This is a genomic window from Desulfosporosinus metallidurans, from assembly GCF_001936615.1.
Lineage (GTDB): Bacteria > Bacillota > Desulfitobacteriia > Desulfitobacteriales > Desulfitobacteriaceae > Desulfosporosinus > Desulfosporosinus metallidurans.
Map to the genome: position 1 here is coordinate 31,962 of NZ_MLBF01000021.1, position 13,137 is coordinate 45,098.

At 41.4% G+C, this 13,137-nt stretch carries 13 protein-coding genes and 1 pseudogene; 6 read left to right on the forward strand and 8 right to left on the reverse strand.

The features are described 5' to 3' along the window. Positions 1 to 40 precede the first annotated feature (40 nt). The 3 genes and pseudogenes from DSOL_RS13745 to DSOL_RS29560 form a co-directional block, all read right to left on the reverse strand. Complete coding sequence (locus tag DSOL_RS13745) at positions 41 to 1,342, reverse strand: DUF362 domain-containing protein (RefSeq protein WP_075365409.1); 1,302 nt, start codon at positions 1,340 to 1,342, stop codon at positions 41 to 43. Positions 1,343 to 1,508: 166 nt separating this feature from the next. Next, positions 1,509 to 1,760: an MBL fold metallo-hydrolase gene (locus DSOL_RS13750; protein WP_139314474.1), complete on the reverse strand. Its 252-nt coding sequence runs from the start codon at positions 1,758 to 1,760 to the stop codon at positions 1,509 to 1,511. Between the two features lie 386 nt (positions 1,761 to 2,146). After that, positions 2,147 to 2,636: pseudogene (locus DSOL_RS29560) on the reverse strand (sigma 54-interacting transcriptional regulator); the annotation flags it as partial. Between the two features lie 467 nt (positions 2,637 to 3,103). Here DSOL_RS29560 and DSOL_RS13765 point away from each other — a divergent pair. Further along, positions 3,104 to 3,805, forward strand: coding sequence for a hypothetical protein (locus DSOL_RS13765; protein WP_075365413.1), 702 nt, complete (start codon positions 3,104 to 3,106; stop codon positions 3,803 to 3,805). A 116-nt stretch (positions 3,806 to 3,921) separates the two neighbouring features. Here DSOL_RS13765 and DSOL_RS13770 read toward each other — a convergent pair whose 3' ends face one another. Continuing rightward, positions 3,922 to 4,107, reverse strand: a complete 186-nt coding sequence (locus DSOL_RS13770) for a hypothetical protein (RefSeq protein ID WP_075365414.1) — start codon at positions 4,105 to 4,107, stop codon at positions 3,922 to 3,924. A gap of 215 nt (positions 4,108 to 4,322) precedes the next feature. Here DSOL_RS13770 and DSOL_RS13775 point away from each other — a divergent pair, with 215 nt between their 5' ends. From DSOL_RS13775 to DSOL_RS13790, 4 genes are all read left to right on the forward strand, one after another. Further along, complete coding sequence (locus DSOL_RS13775) at positions 4,323 to 4,628, forward strand: hypothetical protein (RefSeq protein ID WP_075365415.1); 306 nt, start codon at positions 4,323 to 4,325, stop codon at positions 4,626 to 4,628. Between the two features lie 268 nt (positions 4,629 to 4,896). After that, positions 4,897 to 6,159, forward strand: coding sequence for a multiheme c-type cytochrome (locus DSOL_RS13780; protein WP_075365416.1), 1,263 nt, complete (start codon positions 4,897 to 4,899; stop codon positions 6,157 to 6,159). A gap of 11 nt (positions 6,160 to 6,170) precedes the next feature. After that, positions 6,171 to 7,037, forward strand: a complete 867-nt coding sequence (locus tag DSOL_RS13785; protein WP_075365417.1) for a hypothetical protein — start codon at positions 6,171 to 6,173, stop codon at positions 7,035 to 7,037. Between the two features lie 163 nt (positions 7,038 to 7,200). After that, the gene (locus tag DSOL_RS13790) at positions 7,201 to 7,506 is read left to right on the forward strand and encodes a zinc-ribbon domain containing protein (RefSeq protein WP_075365418.1); all 306 of its coding nucleotides are present in this window, start codon (positions 7,201 to 7,203) and stop codon (positions 7,504 to 7,506) included. 69 nt (positions 7,507 to 7,575) lie between these two features. Here the strand turns inward: DSOL_RS13790 and DSOL_RS13795 are convergent, their stop codons facing one another. Both DSOL_RS13795 and msrB read right to left on the reverse strand, forming a co-directional pair. Next, on the reverse strand, positions 7,576 to 8,187 hold the full coding sequence (locus DSOL_RS13795) for a nitrogen regulation protein NR(II) (protein WP_075365419.1): 612 nt from the start codon (positions 8,185 to 8,187) through the stop codon (positions 7,576 to 7,578). A 173-nt stretch (positions 8,188 to 8,360) separates the two neighbouring features. After that, on the reverse strand, positions 8,361 to 9,332 hold the full coding sequence (gene msrB, locus DSOL_RS13800; RefSeq protein ID WP_075365420.1) for a peptide-methionine (R)-S-oxide reductase MsrB: 972 nt from the start codon (positions 9,330 to 9,332) through the stop codon (positions 8,361 to 8,363). Between the two features lie 348 nt (positions 9,333 to 9,680). On the opposite strand from msrB, the gene DSOL_RS13805 reads away from it, so the two are divergent. Beyond that, positions 9,681 to 11,384 carry an acyl-CoA dehydrogenase family protein gene (locus tag DSOL_RS13805; RefSeq protein WP_075365421.1) on the forward strand — a complete coding sequence of 568 codons (1,704 nt, stop codon included), beginning with the start codon at positions 9,681 to 9,683 and terminating at the stop codon, positions 11,382 to 11,384. A 271-nt stretch (positions 11,385 to 11,655) separates the two neighbouring features. Here DSOL_RS13805 and DSOL_RS13810 read toward each other — a convergent pair whose 3' ends face one another. Next, positions 11,656 to 12,498, reverse strand: coding sequence for a DegV family protein (locus DSOL_RS13810; RefSeq protein WP_075365422.1), 843 nt, complete (start codon positions 12,496 to 12,498; stop codon positions 11,656 to 11,658). Positions 12,499 to 12,633: 135 nt separating this feature from the next. Then, positions 12,634 to 12,987 carry a hypothetical protein gene (locus DSOL_RS13815; RefSeq protein WP_075365423.1) on the reverse strand — a complete coding sequence of 118 codons (354 nt, stop codon included), beginning with the start codon at positions 12,985 to 12,987 and terminating at the stop codon, positions 12,634 to 12,636. Positions 12,988 to 13,137: the final 150 nt, after the last annotated feature.

Below are 13,137 nucleotides of genomic sequence, written 5' to 3' on the forward strand. Positions count from 1 at the left end.
TCTTATTACCTAGCCAAATCACCTCCTCAATTGGGTCAACCTAGTTCACTGACCAGTCGGCAAGGTTGAAACTATCATTCTTCTTATATCGATCAAACAAGTAATTACGGAACCGCACATACTCGTTGTAATCGCACTCGATTCCCTCTTTAGCAAAAACCTCGACGAGTTTTGCAAGATCAGGCGGACATCCCCAAAGTGAAATGGACTTTTTAATATTGGGGTTAGTCTTATTTGAATGACAAGCGCATTTACCAAAGAGTACTGAATTGTCAAAACCAGGGGAAGCTAACTGCTGCTTGCCGCTTACTACCTCAACGTTAGGGAAAGGTTCCCCTTTAAAAGCCGAGGAGAGAAGGATCAACAAGGGATTAAATTGAACCGAACAGCCCGTACACAAGCTACTATCATACTTGCGGATCGCAAGCCCAGTGATGCCCCGCTTATTAAACCCAGCAGGACCCGTATCATCTTCCGACCACTCAAAATCATAGTCTATAAATTCCTGATGGTCCTCAACCCTCTCCCCTTTCACCTCGTAATCTGCCAGCTCTAAACTGTACCCGTGGCCTTTGGCATAATTGGTCAGATGTTCCACTTCCTTCGCTGGATAACCGAGGATGGCGGCCCCCACAAGGTCGCAGGCAAATGGATCACGGGAAGCTATCAGCAAATCCTTTCTAAAAGCTTTTCCGGTTGGACCAGGGCCTTTTTCCAGGGTATAAAGGCCATCGATGATGGTCAAAGCCACTGGTAGTTTTTCAATGATGCGAGGGAACGTAAGACTAAGTTCCTCGTCGCCCACTCCATGGCAGAATTGTTTGGATTTTTTGTTGAGACATCCTTTAAGGTTTTTGATACCTAAAGACACTTTGGCTTGATTATGGGTCTTTAACACCGGAACGTTAATTATCTTGTCCGCTTCCAAAGCTTGCTTGGCAATGTCTAGCACAAATCCGTTCCCATAGTCTGTTGGTACAAACTCTTCCTGGTTAAAGTCCACCAATTTAACTCCATAGCGTTCTTGCAATTTTTTATATCCCAAAGCTTCATAAACAGCCGCCCCTTGAGGTTTTAACTTCGGAAGGGAGCCTTCACCAATGGTCAAATCTCTAAAGCCATTTTCAGCCAAAATGCGAACTAAGGCGCCGATCACAGCACTTGTGGTAACCACGCCATAGGGTGGAAATGGTAAGTCAAAATCCCAACTGACAATATTTGGCTTAATCAGGATTCTGTCATTCGTGTTTAGGTCCGATAGCCCATCGCATAATCTCAAACTCACCTGAAGAGACTCGTAGACATCCGTTACTTTCACGATTGATGCACATGCTTTTGCCATTCAAATTCCCCTCAATTCTTCGCAATAGTTGAATAGAACCCAACTAAGTATAATTCTCTAAATATCTTTGGTTGGATTTTCGGCCTTACGTTCTTACTAGCCCTTTTCTTCAACGTACACCAGAGTTGATAATTCTCAATCATAGGCCTTATACTTTTGATTTGGTCTAATATAGACCTTCCCCAAAATCTAAGACTTCCCCGTCCACCAATTCTCTGTCCACATCTCGACCTAGTGGGCCCCCTGAAAAATTCATTTTGTCGAAATAATCCTGCGTCCCCGGAAATCCAGTGTATGCCTTAAATTGTTCGGGAGATCGCAAAGCGGGAGCATCAAACGCGTGGGCCCAAATCTGGGCATGAGGAAAAAACTTGTTGCCGAAGGCATGATCCAAATGAAAATGAGTTTCGGTAACAATTCAGTAAACAACTGATCACTCATACTCTACTCCCAGTTTTCTCGCTGACTAAAACTTCCGAGCTTTCGACTCATTTCTTCTTATGACCCTCCCCGTTTACCCTTATCCTAAGCCTTGATAAACGTGTCGGCTTAAGTATTAATCCCCCCAAGTAGGCTCGGATCGCATTAGAGCTATTCGCCTGGCTATTTTAAATATTCAAACTTATGTAATTATTAGCAAGAATCATGCCAGCTATATAAAAAACAAAAAAACCCTCCAGACTGGTAAACCAACCTAGAGAGGGTTTCTAACACTTGTATAAAATTAATACAAAACGCGTTTTCCTAGCAAAATCCCAGTATACAAAATATACAACTAATCTAAGATGTCTTATATTGTGGTCCCTACACTTCTATACCATATCTACGTAATTTGTCATAAAAAGCTCGCCTAGAAATCCCTAATGCCTTCATAGCGTTAGTACGATTATTATAAGTGGCCAGAGCTGACAAAATCAGCTCCTTTTCCACCCTACCCAAGATTTCCTTTACGTCGTAAGGCTTGTCCTCATCACTTTGGCAATCTTCATGGATAGGGATTATGTGCGCAGGCAAATGATGAATTTCAATGGCCCGCCAATAAGTCATCTTTGCGCTCGCGTAGCGGGGGCAAATGGAGAGGAACGATATTCAACCGATAATACAGGTCCTGCCGAAACGTCTCTTTTTCGATCATACTTTTCAGATCTCGGTTAGTTGCCGCGATTACTCGGACATCGACTTTGACGGTCTTAGTACCACCTACCCGATCAAACTCCTTTTCTTGCAATACTCGTAATAATTTAGCTTGCATAGTCAGGCTCATGGCCCCAATTTCATCCAAGAAAATTGTACCAAGGATAGATAGGCCTACCAAGGTGAGATAATTTGTAAAGTAAACCACGTATTGTTTACTGAATATTTAAAATTTATATGCCAAACTATTGAACCCGTATATTATCCACCCTCCAAAGAACAGTTTTTAGACTTTAAAGTTTACGACATCATCAGTGATTTTACGTGTAACAAGTATACACTTTGTATACAATTGAAACAAAAAATCTCAATCCGGCAAATATCTCCACTTCACGAATCTTATGCACACTGATCACGGAAATCGCATTGAGAGGCAAATGTGTTGACATGATTGTCTATTTTGGAATATTTGAATAATTCTGGCATCAAAGTTGCATATTTTGTTTATTGGTAATCAAGTATCAATTATTTGGCTGGAATGTGATTTGGATGGCATACCAGCAGAAAAGAGAGGGGGCTTAACTTTTCAAATCCAAGTAACTTAAAAAAATGAAGGAGGATGAGCAAATGGCGTCTATCTCGAGTGTCTTTAATAAACTGAACTTTATTTTTTTAGCTTTATTACTAGTACTCATTATGGCAGGTGAATTAATCCTTGAGCCTATGCACTTAGCTACTTGGCCAGCATTTATGGTTATGATTTTTTTCTTTATGGCCCACATGAACATCAAAGAAGCTCCCTCAATACTGTTAGGAAGCGCCTTCGGAATGTTCAACCTTATCCTAATAGTATATTGGTTTGATGTAACAGTTCCTCTCTTTGGAGGGGACATGGCAAAATACACTGACCCTCATACCGTAGAAGCCATGTTTCAATCCAAGCTAATCTATGTAGCTTTGTTTGTCGCTGCAATCGTTTTCTTAAAAGATATCATCCCTTGGGTATTCAATAACTACGCCTTTATGTGCTTCACTGTGGCGGCTGCGGTATCTGGTGGAAATACTGCTGCTGCAGTAGCTGCAAAAACTGTTGCTGGATACGCGAACGGAGTTGTTGCTGCAGGAGGTAATCCTGCTGCGATCGCCGCAATGAAAGGTGCGACTGACAAAGCTATAGCTGCGACGGTACCAGTCACAAATGTGTATCAATGGATAGCCATCGAACTGATCGGCGGGGCTATCTTTATTGTTGGTATTTATGGCATCACCAAGCTATTGGCAAAGCTCGCTGGGGCTCCTGCTCCTGCTAACACAGATATAAAAGGGTAGCGCGAACAGAACTCCTTAGAGGCATTGCTCTTCCGCAGTTGATTTTAAACAAAAATGTAAGGACACCTGTAGAATTACAGATGTCTTTACACTTTTTAATACAATATTAAATTTTCCTACTTTGTCTTAGTTAAGCGTGGTAAATCCCAGAATTCCTTCTTAAGCGGAACTTCATAAGTGATCTTCGTGTATTGTTCTTTGTCATAGGTTTGACCCTTTAGAAGATCAACTAGAAAACGCTCACCACTACTTTTGTTTTCAATAACGACCATACGACTCGGATTACTCGGCGGTCTTTCCATTTAAACTCTCCTCAATGAATTTCTTCAATTACTTTTAGCTCTGCAACTTAGTATTCGATGAAATTCTAGGTATTCCTTTATCTCTACTCAGGAATTTCGGTTCCAAATAGTGTCGCTTACATATTATTACCAATATGGAGAGCAAATATATTTTAGTTCTAAATTTTTAAAATAGCCCGTACAATGTTTTAACATTGTTTCGGGGGTGTTACGGCGTGTCGAACTTGAACTTTACCACAATTCAAGAAATCAACCAAATACTCACCATCTATAGAACGTGCATTTCTGAGCCATTTCATCATAATCCTATAATCTTACCCCATGGTTTGACCGCTGAGGAGTTAAGCGAATTAGAATCTGTCTATTACACGTTAACCCTAATGCTTTATGATTTACGTATGGGTGACCTTGAAAAAAAACGAATTTACGGTAATATGCATGATTTTATAAAGTCGAAATACCTTCTTACAAAATGGTTAACTGTTACACAGGAATTCTTGATACCTATAAATAGAAACTGAGATGTCTAAACCCTATCCCGTGAAACCAATTCAGCGGGATTTTTATTTCGCGTCGACGTATAATCCAGATTAAAAGCATTCTCAAAGGAAATCGAAAGCGATACAATTTAATTTTCTTTTCGTGATATAAATCACATTATGAAACCAAAAAATTTGCAATAATGTTATAATAAATGTTCTTTGGGATTTATACATAAATAGGCAGAAACAAACCTAAAAACATCTCTAAAAACACAAAAATGCTTTTGAGGAGGAGGCTCAGATCTAGATGCGGAAAACACGACGCATGGTTGCCATTTTGGGAATCGGTACGATCCTAATAGTTGCTTTATTGTTCTTGACCTATCATTTTGTCATTGGACCTAAAGGATTAAGTACTAGTTTACCCACGTTAAGTGCCGCAACTCTCGGAGAAAACAAAGCATGTGTGGAATGCCACCAAAAAGATAACCCTGGAATAGTACAACAATTTCATGACAGCAAACATTCGGGGCGAGGAGTCCAGTGTCTTGATTGCCACAAACCAGTCTCAGGACAAGAAACTTTAACAAAAGAACATTATAACGTAGCCCTCGTTGCGGCGCCGACTCCCAAAAATTGCGCTCAATGCCATAAAGACGAAGTGAAGCAATTTGAGGACAGTAACCATGCCGCCAAATCTTGGTATTCTGTGGAAGGCGCGAAAAATTTCACCCCAGAAGAACTCGCCAAGTACCATTTACTTGATGCTAAGGGGCAGCCATTAAATACGGGTAACGCTAATCCAGTTTTCAATCTTATCGGCAAAGATGCCAGCTCCCAGTCCTGCGAGGTCTGTCATGCGATTGGTCAAAAGAACCAAGATGGAAGCTTTGGAGATTGTACTAAGTGCCATCTTCGACACACGTTTGACGTGGCCCAGGCCCGCCAACCAGAAACCTGTGGTCAATGCCACTTAGGTCCTGATCACCCTCAAATTGAAATATACAATGAGTCCGCGCACGGCGCTTACTACCAAGCAAATAAAGAGAAATTTAACATGGAGGCCCCTTCAGGAACCTTAACTGTAAAAGATTTCCCAGCACCCACTTGTGCCACCTGTCATATGTCCGCGTTTGGCAGCGTCAAGGGAACCCATAACGTAGGAGACCGTCTCAAATGGAGCCTACAACCCGAAATTGCCAAGGTCCGCGAAAATGGAGATAAGAACCGCGAAACTCTTAACGCCATCTGCGCAAATTGCCATACCCAAACCTTCATCAAAAATGAGCAGGCTAAAGCGGAGAAGAACATTAACATTACAAATCAAAATGTAACGAAGGGTAAAGCAATTGTTGACGACCTACGAAATACAGGGTTGCTAGGAACTAAGCCGTTGTCCAACCCGCTCGATTTCGTTTATTTTGAACTCTGGCACCACGAAGGCCGAAGGGCTCGCTATGGAGCCGTGATGGGCGGTGCAGACTATGTAAACTGGCACGGAATATATGAGCAGCAAAAAGCTTTGGTCGAGCTTCAGTCTAAAGCCGATGAACTGAAAGCCAAACACTAGGAGGATCGGATATGATAAATCGGCTAAATCGACTAAACTTTGTTCCTTATAAAACTACCATTTTGCTGGGCTTCATGGGCTTAAACTTCCTATTGACTGGCGTTGATGTCTTAATTGCTCACTCGCAAAACGACTTTTTTCGCTGGGAAGTTATTCCCTTGATTTTCACCCCTCTCGCAGTTTTAGCAGTTCTTGCTCAGCTTGTATTCAACCATAGTGTTGTTGTAAAACGAACATTTCAAACCGTCATGTGGGTGGGGGTTGTCGTCGGTGTCGTGGGTACTTTGTTTCATTTAACCGGGAATGCTACCTCTAGCCATGAGAGTTATAACCGTCTTCTAGTAGCAGGCTCCCCCATAGCCGCCCCAATCGCCTTTGCGGGAATTTCTTGTTACGCTTTAGCAAGTGCGCACTATCATGGAACAACACGGCGGTCTAAACTGCTTGTGCTCGTAGGCCTAGGTTTCCTAGGCGCAGTTATGGCGGCGTTCTTAGACCATGCCCGCCTCGGCTTTGTCCCGACCTATACCCTGATTCCTTTAGTTTCGGGAACACTGGCCACTTTAACCTGTTTTTATATGGCTTATGGTCAAGCGAATCCAAAGGAAACTTATATATGCCTTTCAATTTTAGCACTTAATCTGTTAGTAGGTATATTGGGATTTGGATTCCATCTCATTGGAGATCTAGCTGGAACCCAGACCATCGTCTGGGCTAGAATTATGTATCGAAATCCCTTACTTGGTCCGCTTCTTTTCTGTAATCTCGCACTTTTGGGTGGATTAAGCCTACTACCTGAATCAGAAGTACGCCTCGAAACTATTCAAGATCAAAAAGTGAACCACTTTCACCATCACTTGCATAACTTTTCCAACTAGTAGAATTAACCCCTAACCCGTTGAAGACTTCAGCGGGATTCTTATTTTGAAATTTATCACTCCCAAGATTGCATTAATAGAAGTTGCAAACAGTGGTTATACTCTAAATGATCATTGCAGAGCAATGGCTGATAATCCATAACTAAACGAAGAGGTGTTTATTATGTTCAGTGACAAGATTTTAACTTGTAGGGACTGTGGTCAGGAATTTGTCTTCTCTGCATCAGAACAAGAATTCTTCGCTGAGAAGGGATTTACAAACGAACCCGGGAGATGCCCCCAATGCCGTGCAGCGAAAAAGGCTCAATCTCGGACTTCTGGTGGTTATAACACACGTCAAGAACGCGAAATGTTTCCCGCCATCTGTGCTTCGTGTGGAAGAGAGACGACAGTTCCATTTCGGCCATCCGGTGATAAACCAGTGTATTGTCGAGAATGCTTCCAGTCCATGCCACGTAATAATTGGTAAACAAAAACCTCTCCTGTTTTTTTACAGGGGAGGTTTTTCAAACTTACAACAAGCCTTCATAAGTGAGGTTCAAATTGACATTTTCTTATTTCTATTATTCGATCTTTCTTGCATCTTAGAATATAATTCCTTGGAACATTCTGGACAGATATCATGTGTGAATTCTGCTTCAGAATGTTCTTCAATATAATTTTCCACACGGTTCCAGTATCCATTATCATCCCGTATTTTTTTACAAGATGCACATATGGGAATAAGGCCCTGCAACTCTGTAATTAGGGAAATATCCTCAATGATAATCACAGCATATTTCTGATGTTTATATTCGAAGGGCGAAGCACTCGCAAGGACAGGCATCACTCTTCCCGTCTGAAATTCTAACTTCCCTTTGGCGTGACGGGCTTCCATCCCTTCGATCGCTTCAAGCGCTATGTTCTTAGCAATACAGGTAATGCACGACGGACCAAACCCGCACCCCCGCGGGTCATCCTGATGATGAACACATCCTATCACATCACCGCATCGCTCACCTTGAATTTTCCTCACGGCACACTCTCCCAAAGCTCTTGCCGCTTGATTCAACGCATGAACCCGCCACATAGGATCAAGTACTAAGGCCAACTGAGGAATAGTATCAAACAAAATTCTAGAAAAGCCTTTTTGTTTCAATAGTTCTTCCATAATTCACCTCTCCTTTAGATAATATTCAGAGAAATTTCTTCACATCCTTTTCAGTCATGTTCCTAGCGATGTATGAACTCTTAACAATTTTTACTGAATATTTTCTATATTCATAGTTTACTCTATATTAGTCAGTTTGTCTGTGATTAATAAGAATAATCCACTCTGATGAATTAGTTTCCATCGTTTTTAAACAAACGATAGTATTCTCTATAACCCTCTTTATCGAGTTCACCTTTTGGAACAAAACGCAGGGCAGCAGAATTAATGCAATAGCGCAAGCCTCCAGGAGCAGGCCCGTCGTTAAAAACATGTCCAAGATGTGCTTCCGACTTAGTACTTATAACTTCTGTCCTGTGCATGAAATGGCTCAGATCAAGCTTTTCATTAACTCTCTCAGGTGTAAGAGGTTTAGAGAAACTTGGCCAACCACAACCAGAATCAAATTTATCCTTGGAACTGAAAAGAGGCTCACCTGATATTACGTCAACATAGATACCTTCCTTTTGATTATCCCAGTATTCATTGTTAAAAGCTGGTTCGGTATCCTTATTTTGAGTTACTTCATATTGTACCTGTGTCAGTTTTGATTTTAAAAGCTCTTTCTCTTTTTCTTTGCTCCAGTATTTTTTTAAGAAGGCATCCTTACCCGATCCTTGGCGGTATGCACGATATCTTAAAGGATTTTTCTTATGATAGTCCTGATGGTATTCTTCAGCTGGATAAAAAGTTTCAGCAGGCAGAATTTCCGTCACGATCGGATCATCAAATCTTCCGCTTTCTTCAAGGGCCTTTTTGGACTCCCATGCTTCATTGTACTGTTCCTGGCTATGATAAAATATGGCAGTTTGATAGGATTTGCCGCGATCAAAAAACTGCCCTCCCGGATTTGTCGGATCAATCTGCTGCCAGTAAATCTCCAACAACTTTTTATACGGAAAAAGGTCCGAATCAAAGGTAATCTGCACGGCCTCATAATGCCCTGTCGCCTTAGAACAGACGTCCTCATACGTCGGATTTTCAAGTGTTCCCCCCGTATAGCCTGAGATCACTTTAATAATACCCGGCAATGCCTCAAAAGGTTTCACCATGCACCAGAAGCATCCTCCTGCAAAAGTAGCCAGTTGGTATTCTTTATTATCCATAAATCCCCCATATATCCTATTATTCAATGTGCTCATGAACTCTGCTAGTTGAACTAAGTTTGTCCTGATTCTCTGAGTTCTATGATTTTTCCTTGGTATAGAGCCCCACGCCCCAAAGCAAGTATATAATAAACATCAGTCAATAATTCTGCTTCACTTTGACTGGCCATAAAACGGACATTTTACTTGATCAAGACTTTAGGAAGCTGTAATTATCTAACTGTCTGAACATCCAATGCAAATCATAAAAAACCTTCTCTTTACTTTCTCCAGATTTATGAGATAATTAAGACAACATGTTTATGAATGGTCATTCATAAATCGGAGAGAAAAGAAAGGTGTGGTTTCATGTCTCTATTACTCAATCCACAAAAGTATGAAAGTCCGCAAGTAGATTTTCAATCTAAGGTATTAATGGAAAAGACCATCCGATTTTTCGAGGACAAGGGTCTCGAAAGCATTAAAGAGGACGACCAGGCGAGTCGATGGTATACTGATTTTCTAAAATTTATTAAAAAAGAAGCTATTTTTGCCACACTTTTAACCCCCACCGGTTATGGTGCCCCCGGCTCACGTTTTGATCTAAGCCGCGTCTGTGAATTCAACGAAATTAGTGCCTTTTATTCACTATCTTTTCAATACACCTATCAGGTTAGCATTCTCGGACTCGGGCCAATTTGGATGGGAGATAACGAGAAAGCCAAACACTTAACGGCCGAGAAGCTTAAAGAGGGAGGAATTTTTGCTTTCGGCTTATCCGAGAAGACCCATGGCGCCGACCTCTACAGTAATGAAATGGCATTATCTCAAACTAGCGATGGCAACTACCTAGCAAACGGTGGGAAATACTACATTGGCAATGCCAATAAAGCTGCACTTATTTCAACCTTCGCAAGATATAAAGATACTCAAGATTACGTCTTTTTTGTCGTCGACAGCCAACATCGCAACTATAAATTAATTAAGAAAATCTCAACTTCCGGGGTCCGTGCTGCCTATGTCGGAGATTATGAACTTATTGAATATCCCATCACTCCTGATGATATTCTTTCCAGTGGACCCTTAGCGTGGGATTCTGCTCTTTCTTCCGTCAATATTGGGAAATTTCAATTAGGCTTTGCATCCGTAGGGATCTGTACCCATGCTTATTATGAAGCTTTGAATCATGCTTCCAACCGGGAATTGTATGGTAAAAAAGTAACTGATTTTCCGCATATCCAGAAAATCTTCACAGAGTCCTATGCCCGCTTGATTGCCATGAAACTGTATGCTTTAAGAAGTTTAGATTATTTCCGTTCTGCAACGGATGCAGACAGACGCTACTTACTTTTTAACCCTATCCAAAAGATGAAAGTAACAACTCAGGGAATGAAAATCATCGAAATGCTCCTTGACGCCATTGCCGCCAAAGGGTTTGAACAAGACACCTATTTTGAGACCGCTATCCGAGACATCGGCATGATCCCCCGTTTGGAAGGCACAACCCACGTTAACATTGCCCTCGTTATTAAGTTTATCAACAATTACTTCTTTAATCCGGTGGAATACCCTGTCATCCCCAAACGCGATGACCCCGCAGACGACTCCTATCTTTTCCGTCAGAAAGCTGGCAAACTTGCTTCTGTCCGTTTCCCTGACTACCATTTAGCCTACGAAGGAGTACAAACTCCCAATGTCATGATCTTCAAAGAACAAGTAGAACTGTTCCGTTCCTTCTTAGAACAAGCCAGTCCCAACCCGGAACAGATGAAAAATATTGACTATATGCTCGCGTTAGGGGAAATGTTTACCTTAATTGTTTACGCCCAATTAATCTTGGAAAATTCTAAACTTCATCCCATTTCATCTGCTTTGCTCGACGAAATCTTTAACTTCCTAGTTAGAGACTTTGCTCAATACGCTTTGACCCAGATTTCTAATTATAATAATTCAGCGCAACAAGAAGAGTTCCTAAAATCCATGATGAAAAAACCCTACCTAAATCAGGCCACTGTACAAACACTTTGGGAAAATGAAGTTAAGCCTTTAGTTGGCTGCTATCAAAATTACTAAAGATCCTCCTCATAAAAATCCTCTCACTTATTATTTGACCCTGCGTAATTTAGTCAGTCTCTCAGGTCCAGAAGAAGACCCCTTTGAGCCTTTTTGTTTCTGTCTCCTCTTTAACTTGAGACGCTTTCTCCCTGACCAAAAGCCGAATAATAAGACAATCCCGAAAGCAACTATTAAAGTCAAATAGCCCATATACCCTCACCCTTCTCTACACAAAGTGTTAACCTAGAAAACACCCTTAGGATTCGCTCTCCTAAGGGTGTTTCTGTTTTTATTCGAACTGAATTGCAGCACCCACCGTTCCCGGACCAGTATGCACACCGATGACTGATCCCACGTGAGTAAAGACCGTCGTCTGAAGCTGAAAGGCATTTTCCAATGCTTCCTTTAGGTATAAACTAACCTGTTCAGCAGCACCGTGAGCGACAGCTAAGCGAACAGGTTTCCTACCTTTGGTCAAATCCAGAAAAGCCTGTACAACGCTATCAAGTGCCTTCTTTTGGCTGTGGGCTTTGGCATACGTATGATATATGCCGTCGTCCCCCACTCTGATGATGGGCTTAATATTCAAGAGGGAACCCATGAAACCTTGAACTTTACCGATCCGCCCTCCTTTTTGCAGGTATTCCAAGGTGTTTAAGGTGAAAAGAGTTTCTATGTTCTTTCGAGCTTTAACGAGATTATCTAGTATCCATGCCGAATCTCGTCCTTCTTTGATACTGGCCGCGGCCTCCATCATCATCAAACCCATTCCGAGACTTATTGTTTTTGAGTCTACAAGGTGGATCTTTTCTTTGAACTTTTCTTTAGCCAGATAGGCCGCATTGAACGTACCGCTTAGAGCCGAAGATATATGAACGGAGATAATCTCTTGATATTCCTCTAGTAACTTACTGTATAAACCGCCAAATTCCTCCGGAGAAGGTTGTGATGTCTTGGGTAGTTCCTGTTCCTCCGCTAAAAGTCGGTAGAACTCTTCACTTGTGAGTTCTTCGTCAGAATATTCCCTTTCCCCAAACCTCACCTTTAGAGGAATTGTATGAATATCACACTCCTCTTTCATTTCTTGAGTAAGGTCAGCCGTACTGTCAGTTACCAAGGCAATTCTTTTCAATTAGAAAACCTCCGTTCAATAACTCAGCCATTTGGAATTTGCTAAGTTCCTATGCCAATATCCGTAATATGACCAGCACCTTAATTATAGAGCCACTGCTGAAATTACTTCTTTAACCTTTTGTTATTTGTACGACTAAAGCATTCCCTTTGCCAGCGCTTCATCGTAATAATCGAAAACTTTGTCTTGTAATTCTCCTACACAGTCCGGACAGACACAGTAACAAACTTTTTCTGCTTGCCCCTCCTCAGTTGGTGCGTATGAGCAAAAAGCAAAAACATCGGTCTCCTTGCCGCATATTTCGCATGTTTTACAAGGAACTTCAGGACTAAGATTTTTCTCAATATGATCGGCACAATTCGGACAGGCGCAGTAACAAACCTTTTTGTCACTTTCCCCTGTCTGCTGTGTTTTACAAAAAGAAAAAACGTTTTCGGTCGAACCGCAATAAATGCATTCTGCACATGAAATTTCGTCATTCTTATCCATCGAGATACTCCTCCTCAATTAGATTTGAGTGTCATCTTCAAACTAGTCCTCTTAATATATTATTCGCCCATTCTTAATAGTTTTCCTTTAAAAATTAGAAGGTTTTTAATTAATTAACGTAGGCGAAGCTTTTGGGATATTTCTCGCATC